The following is a 25,403-nucleotide window of genomic DNA, read 5'->3' on the forward strand; positions in this document are numbered from 1 at the left end:
CTCTGGAGCTGTTAGTGTCCTCATTGCCGGTCGCCGTCGTTCTTCCTGACCTTCTCGCTGCCTTACGCCATGCCCCGCAGGTTTTGCTGAATGCCCCGACGGGGGCGGGTAAGTCCACCTGGCTGCCGCTGCAAATTCTGAAAGACGGGAACATCAGCGGGAAAATTATCCTGCTGGAGCCGCGCAGGCTGGCCGCGCGCAACGTGGCGCAGCGCCTGGCGGAACTGCTGAATGAAAAACCGGGCGAAACGGTAGGTTACAGGATGCGCGCCGAGACCTGCGTGGGCCCGACCACGCGCCTTGAGGTGGTCACAGAGGGGATTCTCACCCGCATGCTGCAAAACGATCCGGAGTTGACCTGCATCGGGCTGGTGATCCTGGATGAATTCCACGAGCGCAGCCTGCAGGCGGATCTGGCCCTTGCGCTGTTGCTGGACGTTCAGCAGGGACTGCGTGACGATCTCCGGCTGCTGATAATGTCGGCGACGCTGGACAATGTGCGGCTACGGCAGGCGCTACCTGATGCGCCGGTCATCAGCTCTGAAGGGCGGGCGTTTCCTGTTGAACGCCGCTATCAACCGCTTCCCTCCCACCTGCGTTTTGACGAGGCGGTCGCCGTTGCCACCGCTGAACTGCTGCGCCAGGAGCCCGGTTCCCTGCTGCTGTTTTTGCCGGGTGTCGGTGAGATCCAGCGCGTGCAGGAGCAGCTTTCCTCTCGCGTAGGCGGTGATGTACTGCTGTGCCCGCTCTACGGCGCGCTGTCGCTACAGGATCAGCGTAAAGCTATCCTTCATGCCCCGGTGGGGCAGCGCAAGGTGGTGCTGGCAACCAACATCGCTGAAACCAGTTTGACCATCGAAGGTATTCGCCTGGTGGTGGATTGCGCGCAGGAGAGGGTGGCAAGCTTTGACCCGCGTACCGGGCTGACTAAACTCCTGACGCAGCGCATCAGCCAGGCGTCAATGGTGCAGCGCGCGGGCCGTGCGGGGCGTCTTGAGCCGGGGATCTGCCTGCATTTGACCAGCGCGGAACAGGCAGAACGCGCGGCGCAGCAAAGCACGCCGGAAATTTTACAAAGTGATTTGTCGGGCCTGGTGATGGATCTGCTGCAGTGGGGCTGTCCGGATCCTGGACAGCTTACCTGGCTTGATTCTCCCCCTGTCGTTAACCTCGCTGCTGCGCGCAGTCTGTTAACTGAGCTTGGCGCACTGGAGGGCGAACGTCTGACGGTACGCGGCCAGAAAATGGCGGCGCTGGGCAACGATCCGCGTCTGGCCGCGATGCTGGTGGCCGCGCAAGGGGATGATGAAATTGCCACGGCGGCTAAACTGGCGGCTATCCTTGAGGAGCCGCCGCGCGGTGGCAGCAGCGATCTGGGGCAGGCGTTTTCACGCAATCAGGGGAACTGGCAGCAGCGGGCGCAGCAACTATGCAAACGGCTTAACAGCCGCGGCGGCGTGCCAGACAGCGAGAGGATTTCCCGGCTGTTAGCGCAGGCGTTTCCGGACAGGATTGCGCGTCGGCGCGGGCTGGACGGTCGCTATCAGCTGGCAAACGGCATGGGGGCGATGCTGGACAGCGATGACGCCCTGACGCGTCATGAGTGGCTGATTGCGCCGCTCCTGCTGCAGGGGAGCAACTCCCCCGATGCGCGTATCCTGCAGGCGATTGCCGTCGATATTGACGCCCTGACCCGTAGCTGTCCGCAGTTGCTTAAGCAATCGGACATCGTCGAGTGGGATGACGCCCAGGGCACGCTGAAGGCGTTTCGTCGTAGCCAGATTGGGAAACTGACGCTCGGGACGAAGCCGCTGGCGAAGCCGTCGGAAGACGAGCTTCATCAGGCTATGCTGAACGGCATTCGGGAAAAAGGGCTGAGCGTGCTGAACTGGACGCCGGAGGCGGAACAGTATCGCATTCGCCTGCACTGCGCCGCAAAGTGGCTACCGGAGCATGGCTGGCCAGCGGTGGATGACGAGACGCTGCTGGCTACGCTTGAACGCTGGCTACTGCCGCAGATGAGCGGCGTGCACTCTCTGCGCGCCCTTAAGGCGCTTGATGTTAAGACTGCGTTACAGAATTTACTGGACTGGTCATTGCGTCAACGTCTGGATAGTGAACTGCCAGGGCATTACACTGTGCCGACCGGAAGCCGGATTGCCATCCGTTATCATGAGGATAATCCCCCGGCGCTGGCGGTTCGGATGCAGGAGATGTTTGGTGAAGCAACCACGCCGTCTATCGCTGAAGGGCGCGTGCCGCTCGTGCTTGAGCTGCTGTCGCCTGCGCATCGCCCCTTGCAGATCACCCGAGATTTAGGGGCGTTCTGGGCGGGGAGCTACCGTGACGTGCAGAAAGAGATGAAGGGGCGGTACCCTAAACACGTCTGGCCGGACGATCCGGCGAATACGGCGCCAACGAAGCGGACGAAGAAATATTCCTGAAAGGGATGTGCGGCCTGATGCCCTCACCCCGGCCCTCTCCCACAAGGAGAGGGAGAACTAATTTTGAGAGATTTCTTCTTTCACAGGCCTGTGAAAGAAAAGAAAATCTGGCCTTTGCGCCTGAAAGTTGCGGAGAAAAAGCATGGCGGGGAATGACCGCGAGCCAATAGGACGTAAGGGAAAACCAACGCGTCCGGCGAAAGAAAAAGTAAGCCGTCGTCGCCTCAGAGATGAGGACTATGACGATGACTATGAAGACGATGATGAGGATGAAGAACCGATGCCGCGTAAAGGGAAAGGCAAAGGGCGCAAGCCTCGGGGCAAACGCGGCTGGTTCTGGCTGCTGCTGAAGCTCTTTATTGTTTTTGTTGTGCTGATGGCAATTTACGGCGTGTATCTGGATCAGAAGATCCGCAGCCGTATCGACGGTAAAGTCTGGCAGTTACCTGCGGCAGTGTATGGCCGCATGGTGAACCTTGAGCCAGATATGTCCATCACGAAAAACGAAATGGTAAAACTGCTGGAAGCCACCCAGTATCGTCAGGTGTCAAAAATGACGCGCCCTGGCGAATTTACCGTGCAGGCGAACAGCATTGAGATGATCCGTCGTCCGTTTGATTTCCCGGACAGCAAAGAGGGTCAGGTGCGCGCGCGTCTGACCTTTGACGGGGATCGTCTGGATACCATCGAGAACATGGATAACAACCGCCAGTTCGGTTTCTTCCGTCTCGATCCGCGTCTGATCACCATGCTCTCGTCGGCAAACGGCGAGCAGCGTCTGTTCGTGGCGCGTAACGGCTTCCCGGATCTGCTGGTCGATACGCTGCTGGCGACCGAAGACCGTCACTTCTACGAGCACGACGGCATCAGCCTCTACTCGATTGGTCGTGCGGTGCTGGCGAACCTGACTGCCGGTCGTACCGTGCAGGGAGCGAGTACGCTGACTCAGCAGCTGGTGAAAAACCTCTTCCTCTCCAGCGAACGCTCTTACTGGCGTAAAGCGAACGAAGCCTACATGGCCGTGCTGATGGACGCGCGCTACAGCAAGGATCGTATCCTTGAGCTGTATATGAACGAGGTGTACCTCGGTCAGAGCGGCGATAACGAAATCCGCGGCTTCCCGCTGGCGAGCCTGTACTACTTTGGTCGTCCGGTGGAAGAGCTGAGCCTGGATCAGCAGGCGCTGCTGGTGGGCATGGTGAAAGGGGCGTCCATTTATAACCCGTGGCGTAACCCGAAACTGGCGCTGGAGCGTCGTAACCTGGTGCTGCGTCTGCTGCAACAACAGCAGGTGATTGACCAGGAGCTGTACGACATGCTGAGCGCACGTCCGCTTGGCGTTCAGCCGCGCGGTGGGGTGATCTCGCCTCAGCCTGCGTTTATGCAGCTGGTGCGTCAGGAACTGCAAAGCAAGCTTGGCGATAAGGTCAAAGATCTCTCCGGCGTGAAGATCTTCACCACCTTTGACTCCGTGGCGCAGGATGCGGCAGAAAAAGCGGCGGTGGAAGGTATTCCGGCGCTGAAGAAACAGCGTAAGCTCTCCGATCTTGAAACCGCGATGGTGGTGGTTGACCGCAACTCCGGCGAAGTTCGTGCGATGGTGGGCGGTGCCGAGCCGCAGTTTGCAGGCTACAACCGTGCCATGCAGGCGCGTCGCTCGATCGGTTCTCTGGCAAAACCGGCGACCTATCTGACTGCCCTGAGTCAGCCAAACCAGTATCGTCTGAATACCTGGATTGCGGATGCGCCTATCTCCCTGCGCCAGCCTAACGGCCAGGTGTGGTCACCGCAGAACGACGATAAGCAGTTCAGTGGTCAGGTGATGCTGGTGGATGCGTTGACGCGCTCCATGAACGTGCCGACGGTAAACCTGGGCATGTCGCTGGGCCTGCCGGCCATTGTCGATACCTGGCAGAAGCTGGGCGTGGCGAAAGATCAGCTGCACCCGGTGCCGGCGATGATCCTCGGGGCGCTTAACCTGACGCCGATCGAAGTGGCGCAGGCGTTCCAGACCATCGCCAGCGGCGGTAACCGCGCGCCGCTGTCCGCCCTGCGTTCGGTGATTGCCGAGGATGGCTCTGTGCTGTATCAGAGCTTCCCGCAGGCGGAGCGTGCCGTTCCTGCTCAGGCGGCCTACATGACGCTGTGGACGATGCAGCAGGTGGTGCAGCGTGGTACGGGTCGTCAACTGGGTGCGAAGTATCCGGGCCTGCATCTGGCAGGTAAGACCGGGACCACCAACAACAACGTTGATACCTGGTTTGCCGGTATCGATGGCCGTGAAGTGGTCATTACCTGGGTAGGACGCGACAACAACCAGCCGACCAAGCTGTACGGGGCGAGCGGGGCGATGTCGATTTACCAGCGCTATCTGGCGAATCAGTCACCAGTGCCGCTGAACCTTGTCGCGCCGGAAGATATCGTCGATATGGGCGTGGACAGCTCCGGTAACTTCGTCTGCGGCGGCGGAATGCGTACTCTGCCGGTCTGGACAACCAACCCGGATTCCCTGTGCCAGCAGAGCCAGCCTGAACAGCCGACCGGCAACCCGTTCGATCAGTCTTCTCAGCCACAGCAGCCGCAGCAGCAACAGCCGCAGCAGCAGAATGAGAAGAAAGACAGCGATGGCGTAGCCGGCTGGATTAAGGACATGTTTGGCGGTAACTAACTTTTAAAGCCCTCTTCCCCGGAAGGGGGCTTTTTTTACCCGTAAACCTCATTTCGTTAACCCTCACTTTAACTCTGATTAACCCTTCGTTTTCTCTTGTCTATTTCTTAAACCCTTAATTCTCGTAGGGCCGCTTACTGCTTGCTATGCAACCCGCGTTTCGCATATTATTCTGGCGCTCATAATAATAATTCTCGTTTACGTTATCATTCACTTTTCCATCAGAGAAACATCATGGCGCTTTCCAATACTGCTCAGCCAATGAACACGTCGCTGCGTAAACTCGCGGTCGTCGTCGCCACAGCGGTTGCCGGCGTGTCCGCGTATGCTCATGCGGCAGAAACCCCGAAAAAAGAAGAAACCATCACGGTAACCGCAGCACCTGCGGCACAGGAAAGTGCCTGGGGACCGGCCCCCACGATAGCGGCCAAACGCACCGCCACGGCGACCAAGACCGATACCCCGATTGAGAAAACCCCGCAGTCTATTTCTGTCGTCACCCGCGAAGAGATGGACATGAAGCAGCCGGGGACGGTTAAACAGGCGCTGGCCTATACGCCGAGCGTGTTCGCAACGCGCGGTGCGTCAACAACGTATGATGTTGTTTCTATCCGTGGGTTCACCACCTCCAGTACTGTGAATACCAACCAGTATCTGGACGGGATGAAGCTGCAGGGAGATAACTATTCTGAAGCGTCCATGGATCCGTATTTCCTTGAGCGCGTCGAGCTGCTGCGCGGCCCTACGTCCGTTCTGTACGGTAAAAGCCACCCGGGTGGCGTGGTCAGCATGGTCAGCAAGCGGCCAACCACCGAGCCACTGAAAGAAATTCAGTTCAAAATGGGTACCGATAACCTGTGGCAGACCGGGTTTGATTTCAGCGATGCGATTGATGATGACGGCGTGTGGTCATACCGTCTGACCGGTCTGGGGCGCAGCGAAAATGCGCAGCAGGAGATGGTGAAATCTTCCCGCTACGCTATTGCACCTGCTTTCAGCTGGCGTCCTGACGATAAAACCGATTTTACTTTCCTGAGCAACTTCCAGAGCGATCCGGATGCAGGCTATTACGGCTGGCTGCCGCGGGAAGGTACCGTTGTGCCTTACTACGACGCCAACGGCAACGCGCACAAGCTGCCGACCGATTTCAACGAAGGTGACGAAGACAATAAGATCTCCCGTCGCCAGAAAATGGTGGGTTACAGCTTCTCGCATCAGTTTGATGACACCTTTACCGTGCGTCAAAACCTGCGCTACACCAAAATCAATACGCTTTACCGTTCCGTTTACGGTAACGGCTATATTGCACCGGCTCAGATCAGCCGCGCGTACGTGCGCTCTGATGAGGACCTCAACTCGTTCACGGTCGATACCCAACTGCAGTCCAAATTTGCGACGGGTGCAGTGGATCATACTCTGTTAACGGGCGTCGATTACCTGCGCATGCGTAACGATATTGATGCAGATTACGGCAGCGCTGACCCTATCAGCATGACGAATCCGCAGCACAACAATGCCAATATCAACGTGAACTTCCCGTATGCCGTGCTCAATCGTCAGGAGCAAACGGGCCTGTACGCGCAGGATCAGGCTGAGTGGGATAAGTGGGTACTGACCCTGGGTGGACGCTATGATTTTGCCAAAACGTCCACACTGACGCGTTCTTCCGACACGACGGCTGAAATCAACGATCGGGCATTCACCTGGCGTGGCGGGATCAACTACCTGTTTGATAACGGTATTACGCCGTACTTCAGCTATAGCGAATCCTTCGAGCCTATTTCCGGCGCAACCCAGGGCGGCAAACCGTTCGATCCGGCTCGCGGCAAGCAGTATGAAGCGGGCGTGAAGTATGTACCGAAAGATCTGCCTGTTGTGGTCACCGCTGCGGTGTATCAGCTGACCAAAAACAACAACCTGACGGCCGATCCGGCGAACCCGACCAGCGGCTTTAGCGTACAGGGCGGTGAAATTCGCTCTCGCGGTTTCGAACTGGAAGCGAAAGCGGCAGTATCTGCCAACGTGAACGTGACGGCTTCCTATAGCTTTACTGATGCGGAATACACGCACGATACCTGGTATGAAGGCCGTCGTCCGGCGGAAGTGCCGCGTAACATGGCGTCTCTGTGGGCAGATTACACCTTCCACGAGACGGCGTTGAGCGGTCTGACGGTAGGGGCAGGCACCCGTTACATCGGTAACACCGTGTCCTACTACTCTGCCTCGTCGCCAAAAGCCTACCAGTCGTTCAACGTCGCGGGCTACGCACTGGCTGACGCGACCGTGAAATACGACCTGGCACGCTTTGGACTGCCGGGCTCATCCGTCGGCGTCAACGTGAACAACATCTTCGATCGTGAATACGTCTCCAGCTGCTACAGCGAATATGCATGCTACTGGGGCGCAGGACGTCAGGTTGTTGCCACCGCGACCTTCCGCTTCTAATCTCTCTTTGGGCACGGTTCGCCGTGCCCTTTTTATTTAAGTTGGCTGAAATGCAGGATAATCAAACGCAACCCGACACCACCTTTACGCTCAACCATCTCTCCTTTCGCGTACCCGGGCGCACCTTGCTGCATCCGCTCTCTTTGACGTTCCCCGCAGGTAAAGTCACGGGCCTGATTGGTCACAACGGTTCCGGTAAGTCCACGCTGCTTAAGATGCTGGGACGCCATCAGCCGCCGTCAGAAGGCGACATCCTGCTGGATGACCAACCGCTCGAGAGCTGGAGCAGCAAAGCGTTTGCCCGCAAAGTGGCGTATCTGCCGCAGCAGCTGCCGCAGGCGGAGGGGATGACGGTGCGAGAGCTGGTGGCGATTGGGCGTTATCCGTGGCATGGCGCGCTTGGACGCTTCGGCGTGGCCGACAGAGAGAAAGTGGAAGAGGCGATTGCGCTGGTCGGGCTAAAGCCGCTGGCGCACCGTCTGGTGGATAGCCTGTCCGGCGGTGAACGCCAGCGCGCGTGGATTGCGATGCTGGTGGCCCAGGACAGTCGCTGCCTGCTCCTTGATGAACCCACCTCCGCGCTCGATATCGCCCATCAGGTCGATGTCCTGGCGCTGGTGCACCGCTTAAGCCAGCAGCGCGGTCTGACGGTGATCGCGGTGCTGCATGATATCAACATGGCGGCGCGCTATTGCGACTACCTTGTTGCGCTGCGCGGCGGCGAAATGATTGCGCAGGGAACGCCGTCCGAACTGATGCGCAGCGAAACGCTGGAACATATTTATGGTATTCCGATGGGTATTCTGCCTCACCCGGCCGGGGCTGCACCGGTGAGCTTCGTCTACTGATGCTCGACAACATGCGCATTAGCCGCCGTCGCCTGCTGACGGCGATGGCCCTCTCACCGCTGCTGTTAAAAATGAATGCGGCGCGTGCCGCCGTCGTCGATCCGCACCGCATAGTGGCGCTGGAGTGGCTGCCGGTCGAGCTGATGATGGCGCTCGGCGTCACGCCCTACGGCGTGGCGGACATTCCCAACTATAACCTCTGGGTGAACGAGCCGAAGCTGCCGGAATCGGTAATCGACGTCGGCCTGCGGACGGAGCCAAACCTCGAGTTGCTCACCCAGATGAAACCGTCGTTCCTGTTCTGGTCCGCGGGCTACGGTCCGTCAGAAGAGACCATGGCGCGCATTGCGCCCGGACGTGGATTCGCTTTCAGCGACGGTAAAAAACCGCTGGCGATGGCGAAAAAGTCGGTTAACGAGATGGCAAATTTCCTCAACCGGGAAGCGGAGGCTAAAAAACATCTCGACGAATTCGATGCCCTGATTGACGCTCTGAAGCCGCGTTTTGCTCACCGGGGCGATCGTCCGCTGCTGATGGTGACGCTGCTGGATGCCCGCCATATGCTGGTTTTCGGTAAAAACTGCCTATTCCAGGAAGTCCTCGACAGTTTTGGTATTCGTAATGCCTGGGAAGGGGAGATGACGTTCTGGGGCAGTACCGCTGTGGGTATCGATCGTCTCGCGGCGTTTCGCGACGTGGATGTGCTGTGTTTCGATCACGGCAACGAGCGCGCCATGCAAACCCTGATGGCGACGCCGCTCTGGCAGGCGATGCCGTTTGTCCGTGAGCAACGCTTCCAGCGCGCTCCGGCGGTCTGGTTCTACGGCGCGACGCTGTCGGCCATGCATTTTGCCCGCGTGCTGGATAACGCGCTGGGAGGTAAAGCATGAGTTCACGGATTGCCCGCTTCCCGGCGCTTCTGCTGGTGCTGATTTTCCTTGCCGCGCTGGCGTTAACCGGGGTCAACCTCTCGGCCGCATTACCGCGCGCGCAGTGGGGGGCCGCGCTGGCCTCGCCGGATATCGACAATATTCAGCAGATGCTGTTCCACTACAGCCTGCTGCCGCGTCTGGCAGTCTCCCTGCTGGTTGGTGCCGGTTTAGGGCTGGTGGGGGTGCTGTTCCAGCAGGTTTTACGTAACCCGCTGGCGGAACCCACCACACTCGGCGTCGCGACCGGCGCCCAGCTTGGGATCACCATCACCACGCTGTGGACGCTGCCGGGGGCGTTAGCCTCGCAGTTTGCGGCGCTTGCCGGAGCGTGTGCGGTGGGCGCGCTGGTCTTTGGCGTGGCCTGGGGTAAACGTCTTTCCCCGGTGACGCTGATTCTGGCCGGGCTGGTGGTCAGCCTGTACTGTGGGGCGATCAACCAGCTGCTGGTTCTGTTCCACCACGATCAGCTGCAAAGCATGTTCATGTGGAGTACCGGGACGCTGACCCAGACCGACTGGAGCGTGGTGCAGCGCCTGTGGCCGCAGCTGGCTGGCGGTGTTGTGCTGACGCTGCTGCTCCTGCGTCCTCTGACGCTGATGGGACTGGATGATGGCGTGGCGCGCAACCTGGGGCTGGCGCTGTCGCTGGCTCGCCTGGCGGCGCTGACGCTGGCGATTGTATTGAGCGCCCTGCTGGTGAACGCGGTCGGCATCATCGGGTTTATCGGCCTGTTTGCCCCGCTGCTGGCGAAGATGCTCGGAGCGCGTCGCTTGCTGGCGCGTCTGATGCTGGCGCCGCTGATTGGGGCGCTGATCCTCTGGCTTTCCGATCAGCTTATTCTCTGGCTGGCGCAGGTCTGGCGTGAAGTCTCCACCGGCTCGGTCACCGCGCTGATCGGGGCGCCGCTGCTCCTGTGGCTGCTTCCGCGTCTGCGCAGCATGAGCGCACCGGCGATGGATGCGGGCGATAAAGTCCATACTGAGCGTCAGTCGGTACTGTGGTTTAGCCTTGTCGGGCTGGTGGTGCTGATTATCGCCTCGTTCGCGGCGCTCTCATTCGGACGCGATGCCGCTGGCTGGCACTGGGCAACGGGTGATTTACTCAACGCCCTGCTGCAGTGGCGCTGGCCGCGTATCCTCGCTGCGCTGATCGCAGGCGTGATGCTGGCGGTGGCAGGATGCATTATTCAGCGTCTGACCGGTAACCCGATGGCGAGCCCGGAAGTGCTCGGGATCAGCTCTGGCGCTGCCTTTGGCGTGGTGCTGATGCTGTTCTTCGTGCCGGGCAATGCGTTTGGCTGGCTGATGCCTGCCGGTAGTCTCGGGGCGGCGGTTACGCTGATGATTATCCTGATTGCCGCCGGTCGAGGCGGGTTTTCACCGCACCGTATGCTGCTGGCGGGGATGGCGCTCAGCACCGCATTCACGATGCTGCTGATGATGCTGCAGGCAAGCGGCGATCCGCGTATGGCGAAGATCCTGACCTGGATATCCGGCTCAACATACGGCGCGACCGGCAGCCAGGCGATCGGGTCCGGGATCGTGATGATCGTACTGCTGGCGATGGTGCCGCTGTGCCGTCGCTGGATGACCATTCTGCCGCTCGGCGGGGAAACCGCGCGCGCGGTGGGGATGGCGCTGACGCCAGCGCGTATCGCGTTGCTGCTGCTCGCTGCGTGCCTGACGGCGACGGCGACCATGACGATTGGCCCGCTGAGTTTTGTTGGGCTAATGGCTCCGCACATTGCCAGAATGATGGGGTTCCGCCGGACGATGCCGCATATCGTGATGTCGGCCCTGACGGGCGGGGTAATGCTGGTGTTTGCGGACTGGTGCGGAAGAATGGTGCTGTTCCCGTATCAGATCCCGGCGGGTCTGCTGTCGACCTTTATCGGTGCGCCGTATTTTATTTATCTGTTGAGAAAGCAGAGTCGGTAATAAAAGTAAACGGCAATCCTTAGATTGCCGTTTTAGTGTTTGCTCCCTCTCCCCGTGGGAGAGGGTTGGGGTGAGGGCATCAAGCCGCACATCTTACAGTTTCGCAAACACCTTACGCGCCGCGTCAATGGTGTTATTGATATCTTCTTCACTGTGCGCCACGGACATAAAGCCCGCTTCGAACGCTGACGGTGCCAGGTACACGCCTTCTTCCAGCATCAGGTGGAAGAAGCGCTTGAAGCGTTCAACGTCGCACTTCACCACGTCCTGATAGCAGGTCACGGTTTTCGCCTCGGTGAAGAAGATCCCGAACATGCCGCCCACGTGGTTAACCACCAGCGGAATACCGGCTTCCTCTGCCGCTTCCAGCAGGCCGTTTGCCAGTTGCGTAGTCCGGTCGGTCAGGGTTTCGTGGATGCCTGGCTGAGCCACTTCGGTCAGGCAGGCAAAGCCCGCCGCCATCGCGATAGGGTTACCGGAGAGCGTGCCCGCCTGGTAAACCGGGCCGGTGGGTGCCAGCGCTTCCATGACGTCCTTACGCCCACCGAATGCGCCGACCGGCATGCCGCCGCCGATGATTTTACCCAGGCAGGTCAGGTCCGGCTCGACGCCGTAGTAAGACTGGGCGCCCGCCAGCGCTACGCGGAAGCCGGTCATCACTTCATCGATGATCAGCAGCGCACCGAATTCATCGCACAGGGCGCGCAGGCCCGGCAGGAAATCAGGCTGCGGTGGAATGCAGTTCATGTTGCCCGCAACCGGCTCAACGATGATGCAGGCGATCTCCTGCGGATACTGCTCGAACGCCGCGCGAACGGTGTCCAGATCGTTGTAGGTGCAGGTCAGGGTATGCTTCGCGAAGTCAGCCGGTACGCCAGGTGAGTTTGGCTGGCCGAGCGTCAGCGCGCCGGAACCCGCTTTCACCAGCAGGCAGTCCGCATGACCGTGGTAGCAACCCTCAAATTTGATAATCTTGTCGCGACCGGTAAAGCCGCGCGCCAGGCGGATGGCGCTCATGGTCGCTTCGGTACCGGAGTTCACCATGCGCACCATGTCCATGGTCGGGACCAGCTCGGTAACCAGCTCCGCCATTTTCACTTCCATTTCGGTTGGCGCACCGAAGCTCAGGCCGCGCTGAGCGGCTTCAATCACCGCGTTACGAATGGCCGGGTGGTTGTGTCCCAGCACCATCGGGCCCCAGGAGCCGACATAATCGATATAGGCTTTGCCATCGACATCATACAGATACGCGCCGTCAGCACGTTCGATAAACAGCGGCGTGCCGCCCACGCCGGTAAAGGCGCGCACAGGTGAGTTCACGCCACCCGGAATAAGCTCGCGGGCTGCACTGTAGAGGTTTTCAGACTTGCTCATGGCGTCGTTCCTGGTTCGTATAAAATGATTAAGCCCACTATTCTAAGTGATTCGGGGAAGGTTATGAAATTTTTAGCCGGGTAATGCTTTAAGATTTGTTAAGTAATTTTCAGGAGACGGTGGGGCTGTCTCTGGTAAAATCCTCGCGGCTTTTTGTATGACGAATAAGTACAGGACATGAAATCAGATTCTCCGTCTTTTGAAGAACAACAGTTTACGCGCGCCCAGCATCGAATCAGTATTCGGCGGCTGCTCAATCGCGATAAAACGCCGCTGGCGATCCTGCTGGCCGCTGCCGTGGTGGGAACACTCGCCGGTCTGGTGGGCGTGGCGTTTGAAAAAGCGGTTAATGCCGTGCTCAACTGGCGAGTGGGAACCGTGGCCGGTTTCGCCGACAGCCGATGGCTGGTCTGGGTTGCGGCGTTCGGGCTGTCGGCGCTGTTTGCCATGGTGGGGTATTTCCTGGTGCGTAAATTTGCGCCGGAGGCGGGCGGGTCCGGCATCCCGGAAATTGAAGGGGCCCTGGAGGAGCTGCGTCCGGTGCGCTGGTGGCGTGTCATCCCGGTGAAGTTTATCGGCGGCATGGGTACGCTGGGCGCGGGGATGGTTCTTGGCCGGGAAGGGCCTACGGTTCAGCTTGGCGGGAACGTCGGCCGCATGGTGGGCGATCTGTTTCGGATGCGCAGCGCCGAAGCGCGCCATACGCTGCTGGCAACCGGTGCAGCGGCGGGGCTGTCGGCGGCCTTTAACGCGCCGCTGGCGGGCATTTTGTTTATCATCGAAGAGATGCGCGCGCAGTTTCGCTACAACCTGATCTCCATTAAAGCGGTGTTTACCGGCGTCATTATGTCGAGCATCGTGTTTCGCCTCTTTAATGGCGAAGGGGCGGTCATTGAGGTGGGTAAACTGACCAACGCGCCGGTGAACACCCTGTGGCTTTACCTGATCCTCGGCATGATTTTTGGCGTGGTGGGGCCGCTGTTTAACACTTTTATCCTACGCGCTCAGGATATGTTCCAGCGTATTCACGGTGGGAATACGACCAAATGGGTGCTGATGGGTGGCCTGCTGGGCGGAATCTGCGGCGTGCTCGGGTTTATCGAGCCGAATGCCGCTGGCGGCGGGTTCGGGCTGATCCCCATTGCGGCGGCGGGGAACTTTAGCGTGGGTCTGCTGCTGTTTATGTTTATCTCCCGCGTCATCACGACGGTGCTCTGTTTTTCCTCCGGCGCACCCGGTGGGATATTCGCCCCGATGCTGGCGCTGGGAACCTTGCTGGGCACCGCGTTTGGTATGGCGGCGGAAGCGGGCTTTCCCGCCTATCACCTTGACGCCGGGACCTTTGCGGTGGCCGGAATGGGGGCGCTGCTTGCCGCCTCCCTGCGCGCGCCATTGACCGGGATCGTGCTGGTGCTGGAGATGACGGATAATTACCAGCTCATTTTGCCAATGATCATTACCTGTCTCGGCGCGACACTATTAGCCCAGTTCCTGGGTGGAAAACCGCTATACTCCACCATTCTTGCGCGTACTCTGGCAAAACAAGAGGCGGAGCGGGCCGCAACGCAGAATACTTGAATGAATTACCAGGGTATTAGATAATGACACAAAGAATTGGGTGAATTTTACCCAATAGCAGTAGCAGTATTCATGGGAGCATAAGATGAGTGATGATGTAGCGTTGCCGCTGGAGTTTACCGAAGCAGCAGCCAACAAAGTGAAAACCCTGATTGCCGACGAAGACAATCCGGATCTGAAACTGCGTGTCTATATTACCGGCGGCGGCTGCAGCGGCTTCCAGTACGGTTTTACCTTTGACGATCAGGTTAACGATGGCGATATGACCATCGAGAAACAGGGCGTTGCGCTGGTGGTTGACCCGATGAGCCTGCAATATCTGGTGGGCGGTTCGGTGGATTACACCGAGGGTCTGGAAGGTTCGCGCTTTGTGGTCACCAACCCGAACGCAACAAGCACCTGCGGGTGTGGTTCTTCGTTCAGCATTTAAGCCTGAATGCGGATTGTAGGCCCGGTAAGCGAAGCGCCACCGGGCTTATAAACGACGCCTATCTTGAATTTTCATCCAGCGCAAACGTCGGCAGCTTCAGGTGCCAGCGTATTGCCGCTAAACGTATCACCAGCGTCACGACCATCCCCAGCATCGCGGCGTTTTCCAGCGGAAGTGCAAACGTGTAGTACGCTGTCGCGTGGACAATGCCGCCCGCAATACAGGCCGTTGCGTAAATTTCAGTACGCAGGATCATCGGCACCTCACGTGCCAGAATGTCGCGAATGATCCCGCCGCCTACGCCGGTTAATACGCCCATGCAGATCGCCACCATTGGACCGGTGCCCGCATTAAACGCCTTATTGACGCCAATACCGACAAACACGGCCAGACCGACGGCATCCAGTACCGGCAATATCCATTTTGGTAATCGGCGGGGCTGGCGAACCAGCACTATGGTTAACAGGCAGGTGACCATCGCGACCACCAGATCGGTCGGATCTTTCACCCAAAACACCGGGCCATTCGCCAGCGCCATATCGCGGATTGTCCCGCCGCCCACGGCGGTCACTACGCCCAGCACCAGCACGCCAAACGGATCCATGCGTAGTTTTCCGGCGAGCAGGACGCCGGAGATAGCAAAAACGGCTGTGCCAAGAATATCCAGCCAATAAACGAGCATCGTTAAATCCTCGAAAAGGGTCTTATGTTAGTGACTCTCTGCCAGCGCGGCACAGAGCTGTTTTGCGGCGAGGATAATACGCGGGCTGGCGCGTTCAAACCAGTCGCTGTTGAGGGGTATTACCGGTATTTTTAGCTGCTTTTGCCAGAATTGCTCAATTTTGGGAATTTCGCTCGCATTTCCGACCACGACGATGGCCTGTGGCTGGCGCGCCAGAACCTGCTCACGGCTTACCTGAGGCCACGGCACCCGGCTGGCTGCAAAGATGTTTTCACCGCCACAAACTTCCAGCACCTGGTTTTGAATCGACCCTTTTCCGGTGGTGAACAGCGGCTGGCTGCCAAACTGCAGGAAGATGCGCTTTTTAACTGGGGTATCGTATCGGGATTTCAGCGCGGCATAGTCGCTCAGCATCTGTTTCGCCGCAGCCTCGGCTTTTTGGGGGGTAGGGCTATAGGGTGCCAGGGCGCGTAGCGCCTGTGCGACCTGTTCAATGCTGACGGCATCAATCCACATGACCTTTATGCCAAGGGAAGTGAGCTGGTTGACCTGCCGCTCGGCGTTGCCGCCACGCCAGGCCAGCACGAGATCCGGTTTCAGCGCCACGATGCGCTCAAGGTTCATCCCTTGCCAGGTAGCCACTTGCTCAATCCCCGCGGCCTGCGGCGGATAATCGGAAAAGCTGCTCACGCCGACGGGCGTAATGCCGGCGGCAAACGCCAGCTCCGTATTGGCGGGAGAGAGCGTAATCACGCGCGGTACAGCATAGAGCCACAGCGGGGCGAGCAGAAGCAGGGCGGCAAGCGCCCTGAGGGTATGTTTAGCCACGTGCCAGATTCTGCACCAGGCGTTCCACCATCACGGTGGACTGTTTTGCTGCAACGGTCAGGAACTCGTCGAAGCTAATGTGGGACTGCTGGTCTGCCACGTCAGAGATGGCGCGAACCACCACGAACGGTACGTTGAAGTTATGGCAAACGTGCGCAATCGCAGTCGCTTCCATCTCAACGGCCACCGCCTGAGGGAAGTTATGACGGATTTTCGCCAGACCCACGGAACCATTAATGAACGCATCACCGCTGACAATCAGACCGCGTACCGCGTTGAGGTTGAGCTCCGCAATGCAGGTCTCTGCCGCCGCAATCAGTTTGTCGTCCGCTTTAAACCCTGCCGGGCAGCCCGGAAGCTGGCCGTACTCGTAACCGAACGCGGTGACGTCAGCATCGTGGTAACGCGCTTCGTCGGAAACAACGATATCACCCACCTTCAGCGTCGGCGCCAGGCCGCCCGCAGAGCCGGTATTCACGATCACGTCCGGCTTGCAGCGCTCAAGCAGCAGGGTGGCACCCAGCGCCGCAGCGACTTTACCGATGCCTGATTTCAGCAGAGCCACGTCAACACCGTTTAGCTGACCGGTATAGATCTCACAACCCCCCAGAGAGAGGGTCTGACGGTTCTCAATTTTGTCACGCAGGAGCGTAACTTCTTCTTCCATTGCACCAATAATGCCGATTTTCATAGATTTACTCGCGATGTGCCTTGTTAAGATGCATAGTCTATCATGCGGTTAAGGGGAAACGCATTCTCACGCGGGGGAGCACATGTCACCAATCGATTTTCGCACCAAAATTAACTGGCACCGACGTTTCCGTTCGCCGCAGGGCGACAAGAGCGAACATGAGATCCTGCGTATCTTCGAAAGCGATCGCGGGCGGATCATTAACTCGCCCGCCATCCGCCGTCTGCAGCAAAAAACCCAGGTCTTTCCGCTGGAGCGTAACGCCGCAGTGCGCACGCGCTTAACCCACTCTATGGAGGTGCAGCAGGTCGGGCGCTATATAGCTAAAGAGATTTTGAGCCGTCTCAAAGAGCAGCGCTTGCTGGAAACCTATGGTCTGGACGAGCTGACGGGGCCTTTTGAGAGCATCGTTGAGATGGCCTGCCTGATGCATGACATCGGCAACCCGCCTTTCGGTCATTTTGGTGAGGCGGCAATCAATGACTGGTTTAAACAACGGCTCTACCCTTCGGATGCGGTAAGCCAGCCGCTGAGCGACGACCGCTGCATCGTACGCGATTTACGCCTGCGTGAAGGCGAAGAGGGGCTGAACGATTTGCGCCGCAAGGTGCGCCAGGATCTCTGTCATTTTGAAGGCAACGCGCAGGGGATCCGGCTGGTCCACTCCCTGATGCGTATGAACCTGACCTGGGCACAGGTCGGCTGCATTCTGAAATATACGCGCCCCGCGTGGTGGATGGGGGAGACGCCCGCGTCCCACAGTTATTTAATGAAAAAACCGGGCTATTATCTTTCCGAAGAGGCCTATATTGAACGGCTACGTAAAGAACTTTCATTGACGCCAAACGGCCGCTTTCCATTGACCTGGATTATGGAAGCCGCCGATGATATTTCCTATTGCGTGGCCGATCTGGAAGACGCGGTTGAGAAAAGAATCTTCAGCGTCGAGGAGCTTTATCAACATCTTTATACGGCCTGGGGAACCCATGAAAAAGGCTCGCTGTTTGCGCAGGTTGTCGAAAATGCCTGGGATAAATCGCGCTCAAATACATTAAGCCGCAGTACGGAAGATCAGTTCTTTATGTATTTGCGGGTCAATACATTAAATAAGCTGGTGCCGTACGCGGCGTCGCGCTTTATTGATAATTTGCCGCTGATTTTCAACGGGGAATTCAACCATGCGCTACTGGAAGATGACAGCAGTTTCAGCCAGCTCCTCGAGCTTTATAAACATGTGGCGATGCGGCATGTCTTCAGCCATCCGGATGTCGAACAGTTAGAGCTGCAGGGCTACCGGGTGATCAGCGGGTTACTGGAAATTTATGCCCCGCTGCTCCAGCTGTCCGTTGACGAATTCAGCGAGCTGGTGGAACACGAGCGCGTGCGCCGCATCCCCATCGAGTCCCGACTTTATCAGAAACTCTCTACCCGACACCGTCTGGCGTATGTCGAAGCGATTGGCAAGCTGGATCGCCATTCCCCCCAGTGGCCGGTGATGGAATATTATTATCGCTGCCGTCTTATCCAGGACTATATCAGCGGCATGACGGATTTGTATGCCTGGGATGAATATCGCAAGCTGATGGCGGTGGAATAACGCCTGAGTTTTGTAAAGACGGCCAATAAATTTTTACCTTTTCCATAAACTTATCGCCGGAACTAAGCGGTATAAAACGAATCTGAGTTACACAGCAATTTTGCGTTACCTGTAAATCGAGATTGAGAAACATGAAAAAAACCACATTAGCAATGAGTGCACTGGCTCTGAGTTTAGGTTTAGCGCTGTCTCCTCTGACTGCTACTGCAGCCGAGACCGCGTCGTCGGCAGCAACCGCGCAGCAGATGCCAAGCCTGGCACCGATGCTCGAAAAAGTGATGCCATCGGTGGTGAGTATTAACGTTGAGGGTAGCACGACCGTCAATACGCCGCGCATGCCGCGTAACTTCCAGCAGTTCTTCGGCGACAACTCGCCGTTCTGCCAGGACGGTTCGCCATTCCAGAGCTCTCCGTTCTGTCAGGGCGGTGGCGCAGGGGATGACAGCCAGGGCGGCGGCCAGCAGCAGAAATTCATGGCGCTTGGCTCGGGGGTAATCATTGATGCAGCGAAAGGCTACGTCGTTACCAACAACCACGTTGTCGATAACGCGAACAGCATTAAGGTTCAGCTGAGCGATGGCCGTAAGTTTGACGCCAAAGTGGTCGGCAAAGACCCGCGTTCTGACATTGCGCTGATCCAGATTCAGGATCCGAAAAACCTGACGGCGATTAAAATTGCCGACTCCGACGCGCTGCGCGTGGGCGACTATACCGTGGCGATCGGTAACCCGTTCGGTCTGGGTGAAACCGTGACCTCGGGTATCGTCTCTGCGCTGGGCCGTAGCGGCCTCAATGCCGAGAACTATGAGAACTTCATCCAGACGGATGCGGCGATCAACCGCGGTAACTCCGGCGGTGCGCTGGTCAACCTGAACGGCGAACTGATCGGTATCAACACCGCGATCCTTGCCCCGGACGGCGGCAATATCGGGATCGGTTTTGCTATCCCAAGTAACATGGTGAAAAACCTGACCGCGCAGATGGTGCAGTATGGCCAGGTGAAACGCGGTGAGCTGGGTATCCTCGGTACGGAGCTGAACTCCGAGCTGGCGAAGGCGATGAAGGTTGACGCCCAGCGCGGGGCATTCGTCAGCCAGGTGATGCCGAACTCCTCTGCCGCTAAAGCGGGCATTAAAGCGGGGGATGTGATCACCTCCCTGAACGGTAAACCGATCAGCAGCTTTGCCGCCCTGCGTGCGGAAGTCGGCTCTATGCCTATCGGCAGCAAAGTGACCCTTGGTCTGCTGCGCGACGGTAAAGCGGTTAACGTGAGCCTGGAGCTGCAGCAGAGCAGCCAGAATCAGGTGGACTCCAGCACCATCTTCAGCGGGATTGAAGGTGCCGAGATGAGCAACAAAGGCGCAGACAAAGGCGTGGTGGTGAACAACGTGAAAGCGAATTCACCGGCAGCCCGTATCGGCCTCAAGAAAGGCGATGTGATCATGGGCGCTAACCAGCAGCCGGTGAAAAATATCGCTGAACTGCGTAAAATTCTCGACAGCAAGCCTTCCGTGCTGGCGCTGAATATCCAGCGTGGTGATACCTCTATTTACCTGCTGATGCAGTAATCCTCTGAAGCCCCTGTTCGCAGGGGCTTTCTCGTTTCTGTGACCCTTCCCACAAGTCCATACTTCTTCCTCTCTCTTTGTGCATTCGCACAATGCAGCCGTCGCTGAACATCCCTATGCTTGAGCTCTGCTCACAGGAGGGTTCTATGGCTGGCTGGCATCTTGATACCAAAATGGCGCAGGATATCGTGGCGCGCACCATGCGCATCATTGATACCAATATCAACGTAATGGATGCCCGCGGGCGCATTATTGGCAGCGGCGATCGCGAGCGTATTGGGGAATTGCACGAAGGCGCGCTGCTGGTGCTCTCCCAGGGGCGCGTGGTCGATATCGATGATGCGGTAGCGAAACACCTGCACGGCGTCCGTCAGGGCATCAATTTACCACTGCGCCTTGAAGGCGAGATTGTGGGGGTCATCGGTCTCACCGGCGAGCCCGAGTCACTGCGAAAATACGGTGAGCTGGTCTGCATGACGGCGGAGATGATGCTCGAGCAGTCGCGCCTGATGCACCTGCTCGCTCAGGACAGCCGCCTGCGTGAGGAGCTGGTGATGAACCTTATTCAGGCGGAAGAGCATACGCCTGCGCTCAGTGAATGGGCGCAGCGTCTGGGGATCGACCTGAATCAGCCGCGCGTGGTGGCGGTGATTGAAGTCGATAGCGGCCAGTTGGGCGTAGACAGCGCGATGGCCGAACTGCAGCAGTTGCAAAACGCGCTGGCGACGCCGGAGCGCGATAACCTGGTGGCGATCGTTTCTCTGACGGAAATGGTGGTGCTCAAACCGGCGCTTAATGCGTTCGGCCGCTGGGATGCGGACGATCATCGTCGTCGCGTGGAGCTGCTGATCGCCCGAATGAAGGAGAATGGCCAGCTGCGTTTTCGCGTTGCGCTGGGCAATTATTTTACCGGGCCGGGCAGTATCGCCCGCTCCTGGCGGACCGCACGCACCACCATGATGGTGGGCAAGCAGCGAATGCCGGAGAGCCGCAGTTATTTTTATCAGGACCTGATGCTGCCGGTGCTGCTCGACAGCCTGCGCGGTGGCTGGCAGGCCAATGAGTTGGCGCGGCCATTGGCGCGCCTGAAAGCCATGGACAATAACGGCCTTCTGCGCCGGACCCTGCAGGCGTGGTTCCGTCATAACGTGCAGCCGCTGGCGACGTCAAAAGCGCTGTTTATCCACCGCAATACCCTGGAGTATCGATTAAACCGAATTTCAGAGTTGACGGGGCTGGATCTGGGGAATTTCGACGACAGGCTACTGCTGTATGTGGCGCTGCAGTTGGACGAGCAGAGATGACTGAGTGCGGTCTGGTGCCCTCACCCCATCCCACGGGGAGAGGGCGCAAGCACTAAAAACGGCAATCAAGGATTGCCGTTTTGCTTTTACTTCCGGGTTAACTTCTCAAGATCCGCTTCAATCTCGCTGATCTTATTGGTAACAACGCTTTCAAGGTGACGCAGGTCGTCAAGGATCTTACGCTTGAGATCGACTTCGGTGCGGTCACGCTGGCAGATCTGATCGAGTTCATCGATCACATAGCGCAGGTTAGGGCTGATTTCCTGTACTTCTTTGTATCCCTGTCCTACACCGTCAGCAACAACGGTCTTACGCTGGCGTGGGTATTTAAACTTCACGCTTTTGGCGAAAAACTCTCCTTTGTCCTTGTGAAAATAGATTTTCAAAATATCGTTGTTGGCTTCCTGGCGGAGGCTGTAACGATCAATTTCATCAGGATTGGTAATGCCCAGACTTTTCAGATTATCGTACATAGCGGTACCCTTGATCTCAACATAACCTTTGAATAATTAACGAAAAAATCTATTTTCGCCACCCTCAGATATAAAAAAAGCGGGGTTGCCCCCGCTTTTTGTTATACCCGATTAATCGATGGTGCGCAGCAATTCGTTGATGCCCACTTTACCGCGCGTTTTCGCATCCACTTTCTTCACGATAACCGCACAGTACAGGCTGTATTTGCCATCTTTTGACGGCAGGTTGCCGGACACCACGACGGAGCCCGCCGGAACGCGACCGTAATGCACTTCGCCGGTTTCACGATCGTAAATACGGGTGCTCTGGCCGATGTAAACGCCCATGGAGATCACGGAGCCTTCTTCCACGATCACGCCTTCAACCACTTCAGAGCGCGCGCCGATGAAGCAGTTATCTTCGATGATGGTCGGGTTAGCCTGCAGTGGCTCCAGAACACCACCGATGCCCACGCCGCCGGACAGGTGAACGTTTTTACCGATCTGCGCACAGGAACCGACAGTTGCCCAGGTGTCGACCATGGTACCTTCGTCAACGTAGGCACCGATGTTCACGTAGGATGGCATCAGCACGGTATTACGTGCGATGAAGGCGCCCTGGCGCACTGCCGCAGGCGGTACCACGCGGAAACCTTCTTTCTGGAAACGCGCTTCGTCGTAGTCAGCGAACTTCATTGGCACTTTATCGAAGTAACGGCTTTCTGCTCCGTCGATAACCTGGTTATCGTTGATGCGGAAAGAGAGCAGCACGGCTTTCTTCAGCCATTGATGAGTGACCCACTGACCGTCGATTTTTTCTGCCACGCGCAGCGCGCCGGAATCCAGCAGGGAAATCACCTGGTTTACCGCTTCACGGGTCACGGTATCCACATTTGCCGGGGTAATCTCGGCGCGACGCTCAAAAGCGGACTCAATAACGTTCTGTAACTGCTGCATTGTTTACTCTTTCCATTTCACTAAAAAACATATCACCCTTTATCGTTTGGATTGAGGGCTGCTGTCAACCGTTGTTGCACTTCAAGCTGCAGGTCATTATTAAGGGCACGTCGGTCGGCGGTGGCGATTATAAATAAATCTTCTACTCGCTCGCCAATGGTTGTAATTCGGGCTCCATGAAGCGAAATTCCCAGATCGGCAAAAACCTGGCCGACGCGGGCGAGCAGCCCCGGCTGGTCGAGCGCAATCAGCTCAAGGAACGATTTACGATCGGTGTGGGTTGGCAGGAAATTGACTTCGGTATCCACGGTGAAGTGGCGCAATTTCGCCGGCTGGCGACGCGGCTGCGGGGGTTGCCAGCTGCGCTGGGTGATCGCCTGCTCCAGACCAAAACGTATCCCTTCATGCCTGTCCGACGACAGCGGGCTGCCGTCCGGCTCCAGCACGATAAAGGTGTCCATTGCCATGCCGTCGCGGGTGGTGAAAATCTGCGCGTCGTGCACGCTCAGGTTACGCCTGTCCAGCTCGGCGCAGACCGCAGCAAACAGATAAGGGCGGTCCGGGCTCCAGATGAAAATCTCCGTCCCGCCGCGGGTGGCCTGCGGGCTCAGCAGGATCATCGGCTGCGACAGATCGTGCTTGAGCAGATGCCGCGCGTGCCACGCAAGCTGGTTTGGGCTGTGGCGGACAAAATAGTTGGCGCGGCAGCGGGCCCAAATCTGATGTAGCGCCTCTTCATCAATGTTATCCATCCGCAGCAGCGCCAGCGCCTGCAGCTGGTGGTGACGCACGCGCTCGCGCATGTCTGGCGTGTTCTGCATCCCGCGACGCAGCTGTTTTTCGGTGGCGAAGTACAACTCGCGCAGCAGGCTCTGCTTCCAGCTGTTCCACAGGGTTTCGTTGGTGGCGCAGATATCGGCCACCGTCAGGCAGACCAGATAGCGCAGGCGGTTTTCCGTCTGGACCTCTTCGGCGAACTGTTTTATGACTTCCGGGTCCTGAATGTCACGGCGCTGGGCGGTGACCGACATCAGCAGGTGATGGCGCACCAGCCAGGCCACCAGCTGCGTTTCACGTGAGTTCAGGCCGTGCAGCTCGGCAAATTTCAGCACGTCCTGCGCGCCGAGCACCGAGTGGTCGCCGCCGCGGCCTTTGGCGATGTCGTGGAACAGGGCGGCAATCAGGATCAGCTCCGGATGGGTCAGGCGCGGCCACAGCTCGACGCACAGCGGGTGGCGGGAGCGCGTCTCTTCTTTCGCAAAGCTTTCCAGCTTGAGCATCACGCGGATCGTGTGTTCATCCACCGTGTAGGCGTGGAACAGATCGAACTGCATCTGCCCGACGATGTGCGACCACTGCGGCATATAGGCCCACAGCACGCTGTGACGGTGCATCGGCAGCAGGCCTCGGCTGACGGCGCCCGGGTGGCGGAGCATGCTCAGGAACAGCGAACGGGCTTCCGGGATATAGCACAGCGGCTCCGTCAAATGGCGGCGCGCGTGGCGCAGATGGCGCAGGGTGGTGGAGTAGATCCCGGTGATGGTGCTGTTGCGCACCATGGTATAGAACATCCGCAGAATCGCTTCCGGCTCGCGGATAAACAGCGTTTCGTCGCGGAGATCGATAAGCGTGCCGCGCAGCTGGAATTCGTCATCAATCGGGCGCGGCTTTTCGTCGGCCGTCAGGGCCAGAATGGCCTCGTCGAACAGCTGCAACAGCATCTGGTTCAGCTCGGTCACCCGGCGGGTGACACGGAAGAAATCCTTCATCATGTGCTCAACCGGCTCGTTACCCTCGCCCTGGTAATTCAGGCGCTGAGCCACGCTGAGCTGGCGGTCAAACAGCAGACGGTTATCGTAGCGCGTAACTTCCAGATGCAGGGCAAAGCGGATGCGCCAGAGCAGGTGCAGACACTCGTTAAGCTCGTTACGCTCCGCCTCGGTTAAAAAGCCGAAGCCAACCATCTCGTCCAGCGAGGTTGCGCCAAAATGGCGTCGGGCAACCCACTGTAGCGTGTGGATGTCGCGCAGGCCGCCGGGGCTGCTTTTAATATCGGGCTCAAGGTTATAGCTGGTGCCGTGGTAGCGCTGGTGGCGCTGGTTTTGCTCCTCGACTTTCGCGGCGAAGAACTTTTCTGACGGCCAGAAGCCGTCGCTGAAGATGTGTTTTTGCAGCTCCAGGAACAGCGCGACGTCGCCAATCAGCAGGCGGGTTTCAATCAGGTTGGTGGCGACGGTCAGGTCCGACAGCCCTTCCAGCAGACACTCTTCCAGGGTACGCACGCTGTGGCCGACTTCCAGCTTTACGTCCCAGAGCAGGGTCAGCAGCTCGCCGATTTTTTGCGCCTGTTCGTCCGGCAGCTTTTTGCGGCTTAAGATCAGGAGATCGATATCGGAAAGCGGATGCAGCTCACCGCGGCCATAGCCTCCGACGGCAACCAGCGCAACATCGCTGATTTGTCCAAACCCATAATCGATCCACAGACGCTGCAGCAGTTGGTCGATAAATTCGGTGCGCGCCTCAATCAGTTGTTCTGCCGATATGCCCGCATCAAATGCGCTGCCCAGCCAGCGGTGAAAGACATCCATATGCGCCTTGATACCGGCACAGGTCAGCTCGTGCTGCGGCCAGACGCCCGGGTTATCGGGCTGGTCGGGGAGGGTGGGAA

Annotated in this window: 18 protein-coding genes; 11 read left to right on the plus strand and 7 right to left on the minus strand. The window is 58.2% G+C overall.

Translation table 11 applies throughout. The annotated features are described in order from the left end of the window. Nucleotides 1-14: 14 nt before the first annotated feature. The 6 genes from hrpB to fhuB all read left to right on the plus strand — a co-directional run bounded on the left by hrpB (nt 15) and on the right by fhuB (nt 11,274). Nucleotides 15-2,444 (plus strand): ATP-dependent helicase HrpB, encoded by a 2,430-nt coding sequence (hrpB, locus tag ACMWJS_RS14440; RefSeq protein ID WP_414747230.1) that lies wholly within the window; start codon nt 15-17, stop codon nt 2,442-2,444. Nucleotides 2,445-2,586: 142 nt separating this feature from the next. Beyond that, on the plus strand, nt 2,587-5,112 hold the full coding sequence (gene mrcB, locus ACMWJS_RS14445; protein ID WP_045907821.1) for a bifunctional glycosyl transferase/transpeptidase: 2,526 nt from the start codon (nt 2,587-2,589) through the stop codon (nt 5,110-5,112). A gap of 234 nt (nt 5,113-5,346) precedes the next feature. Further along, nucleotides 5,347-7,557 (plus strand): ferrichrome porin FhuA, encoded by a 2,211-nt coding sequence (gene fhuA, locus ACMWJS_RS14450; RefSeq protein ID WP_063620823.1) that lies wholly within the window; start codon nt 5,347-5,349, stop codon nt 7,555-7,557. A 50-nt stretch (nt 7,558-7,607) separates the two neighbouring features. Next, the gene (gene fhuC, locus ACMWJS_RS14455; RefSeq protein WP_047346397.1) at nt 7,608-8,405 is read left to right on the plus strand and encodes a Fe3+-hydroxamate ABC transporter ATP-binding protein FhuC; all 798 of its coding nucleotides are present in this window, start codon (nt 7,608-7,610) and stop codon (nt 8,403-8,405) included. Beyond that, the gene (gene fhuD, locus ACMWJS_RS14460; RefSeq protein ID WP_414747231.1) at nt 8,405-9,295 is read left to right on the plus strand and encodes a Fe(3+)-hydroxamate ABC transporter substrate-binding protein FhuD; all 891 of its coding nucleotides are present in this window, start codon (nt 8,405-8,407) and stop codon (nt 9,293-9,295) included. The genes fhuC and fhuD overlap by 1 nt, the downstream gene beginning before the upstream one ends. Beyond that, nucleotides 9,292-11,274 (plus strand): Fe(3+)-hydroxamate ABC transporter permease FhuB, encoded by a 1,983-nt coding sequence (gene fhuB / locus ACMWJS_RS14465; RefSeq protein WP_414747232.1) that lies wholly within the window; start codon nt 9,292-9,294, stop codon nt 11,272-11,274. Before fhuD ends, fhuB begins: the two co-directional genes overlap by 4 nt. A gap of 93 nt (nt 11,275-11,367) precedes the next feature. Here fhuB and hemL read toward each other — a convergent pair whose 3' ends face one another. Beyond that, on the minus strand, nt 11,368-12,648 hold the full coding sequence (gene hemL, locus ACMWJS_RS14470; protein WP_048225686.1) for a glutamate-1-semialdehyde 2,1-aminomutase: 1,281 nt from the start codon (nt 12,646-12,648) through the stop codon (nt 11,368-11,370). Nucleotides 12,649-12,825: 177 nt separating this feature from the next. Between hemL and clcA the strand changes: the two genes are divergently transcribed. Beyond that, entirely contained in the window at nt 12,826-14,226 is a 1,401-nt protein-coding gene (gene clcA / locus ACMWJS_RS14475; protein ID WP_045907827.1) for a H(+)/Cl(-) exchange transporter ClcA, read from the plus strand. An 85-nt stretch (nt 14,227-14,311) separates the two neighbouring features. Further along, on the plus strand, nt 14,312-14,656 hold the full coding sequence (gene erpA / locus ACMWJS_RS14480) for an iron-sulfur cluster insertion protein ErpA (protein ID WP_013095643.1): 345 nt from the start codon (nt 14,312-14,314) through the stop codon (nt 14,654-14,656). Between the two features lie 58 nt (nt 14,657-14,714). On the opposite strand, the gene ACMWJS_RS14485 is transcribed toward erpA, so the two are convergent. Genes ACMWJS_RS14485 through mtnN form a run of 3 tightly spaced genes read right to left on the minus strand, consistent with a single transcriptional unit; the run spans nt 14,715 to nt 16,857 of the window. Beyond that, nucleotides 14,715-15,338: a TRIC cation channel family protein gene (locus tag ACMWJS_RS14485; RefSeq protein ID WP_045907828.1), complete on the minus strand. Its 624-nt coding sequence runs from the start codon at nt 15,336-15,338 to the stop codon at nt 14,715-14,717. A 27-nt stretch (nt 15,339-15,365) separates the two neighbouring features. Continuing rightward, nucleotides 15,366-16,166 (minus strand): vitamin B12 ABC transporter substrate-binding protein BtuF, encoded by an 801-nt coding sequence (gene btuF, locus ACMWJS_RS14490; protein WP_111967245.1) that lies wholly within the window; start codon nt 16,164-16,166, stop codon nt 15,366-15,368. Beyond that, nucleotides 16,159-16,857 carry a 5'-methylthioadenosine/S-adenosylhomocysteine nucleosidase gene (mtnN, locus tag ACMWJS_RS14495; protein ID WP_008501920.1) on the minus strand — a complete coding sequence of 233 codons (699 nt, stop codon included), beginning with the start codon at nt 16,855-16,857 and terminating at the stop codon, nt 16,159-16,161. The genes btuF and mtnN overlap by 8 nt, the downstream gene beginning before the upstream one ends. Before the next feature lie 82 nt (nt 16,858-16,939). Here mtnN and dgt point away from each other — a divergent pair, with 82 nt between their 5' ends. The 3 genes from dgt (at nt 16,940) to cdaR (ending at nt 21,326) form a co-directional block, all read left to right on the plus strand. Beyond that, nucleotides 16,940-18,454 (plus strand): dGTPase, encoded by a 1,515-nt coding sequence (gene dgt, locus ACMWJS_RS14500; RefSeq protein ID WP_048225692.1) that lies wholly within the window; start codon nt 16,940-16,942, stop codon nt 18,452-18,454. Between the two features lie 131 nt (nt 18,455-18,585). Further along, nucleotides 18,586-20,022 (plus strand): serine endoprotease DegP, encoded by a 1,437-nt coding sequence (gene degP, locus ACMWJS_RS14505; protein WP_025756813.1) that lies wholly within the window; start codon nt 18,586-18,588, stop codon nt 20,020-20,022. A gap of 146 nt (nt 20,023-20,168) precedes the next feature. Further along, nucleotides 20,169-21,326, plus strand: a complete 1,158-nt coding sequence (gene cdaR / locus ACMWJS_RS14510) for a DNA-binding transcriptional regulator CdaR (protein ID WP_045907831.1) — start codon at nt 20,169-20,171, stop codon at nt 21,324-21,326. Nucleotides 21,327-21,412: 86 nt separating this feature from the next. Here cdaR and ACMWJS_RS14515 read toward each other — a convergent pair whose 3' ends face one another. The 3 genes from ACMWJS_RS14515 to glnD form a co-directional block, all read right to left on the minus strand. Then, entirely contained in the window at nt 21,413-21,799 is a 387-nt protein-coding gene (locus ACMWJS_RS14515; protein WP_014168696.1) for a DUF3461 family protein, read from the minus strand. 111 nt (nt 21,800-21,910) lie between these two features. Continuing rightward, nucleotides 21,911-22,735: a 2,3,4,5-tetrahydropyridine-2,6-dicarboxylate N-succinyltransferase gene (gene dapD / locus ACMWJS_RS14520; protein WP_008501915.1), complete on the minus strand. Its 825-nt coding sequence runs from the start codon at nt 22,733-22,735 to the stop codon at nt 21,911-21,913. A gap of 32 nt (nt 22,736-22,767) precedes the next feature. After that, on the minus strand, nt 22,768-25,403 hold a 2,636-nt coding region (gene glnD / locus ACMWJS_RS14525), incomplete at its 5' end, for a bifunctional uridylyltransferase/uridylyl-removing protein GlnD (protein ID WP_048377780.1).

The sequence above is a fragment of the Enterobacter sp. HK-058-C-ECC genome (assembly GCF_047531125.1).
In the GTDB taxonomy this organism is placed as follows: domain Bacteria; phylum Pseudomonadota; class Gammaproteobacteria; order Enterobacterales; family Enterobacteriaceae; genus Enterobacter; species Enterobacter quasiroggenkampii.

What these genes read in the sequence shown, in the direction of transcription:
- ACMWJS_RS14515 (WP_014168696.1), bottom strand. Translation starts at nt 21,799, where the DNA reads ATGTACGATAATCTGAAAAGTCTGGGCATTACCAATCCTGATGAAATT.
- clcA (WP_045907827.1), top strand. Translation starts at nt 12,826, where the DNA reads ATGAAATCAGATTCTCCGTCTTTTGAAGAACAACAGTTTACGCGCGCC.
- dapD (WP_008501915.1), bottom strand. Translation starts at nt 22,735, where the DNA reads ATGCAGCAGTTACAGAACGTTATTGAGTCCGCTTTTGAGCGTCGCGCC.
- fhuD (WP_414747231.1), top strand. Translation starts at nt 8,405, where the DNA reads ATGCTCGACAACATGCGCATTAGCCGCCGTCGCCTGCTGACGGCGATG.
- fhuC (WP_047346397.1), top strand. Translation starts at nt 7,608, where the DNA reads ATGCAGGATAATCAAACGCAACCCGACACCACCTTTACGCTCAACCAT.
- fhuA (WP_063620823.1), top strand. Translation starts at nt 5,347, where the DNA reads ATGGCGCTTTCCAATACTGCTCAGCCAATGAACACGTCGCTGCGTAAA.
- fhuB (WP_414747232.1), top strand. Translation starts at nt 9,292, where the DNA reads ATGAGTTCACGGATTGCCCGCTTCCCGGCGCTTCTGCTGGTGCTGATT.
- mrcB (WP_045907821.1), top strand. Translation starts at nt 2,587, where the DNA reads ATGGCGGGGAATGACCGCGAGCCAATAGGACGTAAGGGAAAACCAACG.
- hemL (WP_048225686.1), bottom strand. Translation starts at nt 12,648, where the DNA reads ATGAGCAAGTCTGAAAACCTCTACAGTGCAGCCCGCGAGCTTATTCCG.
- degP (WP_025756813.1), top strand. Translation starts at nt 18,586, where the DNA reads ATGAAAAAAACCACATTAGCAATGAGTGCACTGGCTCTGAGTTTAGGT.
- dgt (WP_048225692.1), top strand. Translation starts at nt 16,940, where the DNA reads ATGTCACCAATCGATTTTCGCACCAAAATTAACTGGCACCGACGTTTC.
- cdaR (WP_045907831.1), top strand. Translation starts at nt 20,169, where the DNA reads ATGGCTGGCTGGCATCTTGATACCAAAATGGCGCAGGATATCGTGGCG.
- erpA (WP_013095643.1), top strand. Translation starts at nt 14,312, where the DNA reads ATGAGTGATGATGTAGCGTTGCCGCTGGAGTTTACCGAAGCAGCAGCC.
- ACMWJS_RS14485 (WP_045907828.1), bottom strand. Translation starts at nt 15,338, where the DNA reads ATGCTCGTTTATTGGCTGGATATTCTTGGCACAGCCGTTTTTGCTATC.
- mtnN (WP_008501920.1), bottom strand. Translation starts at nt 16,857, where the DNA reads ATGAAAATCGGCATTATTGGTGCAATGGAAGAAGAAGTTACGCTCCTG.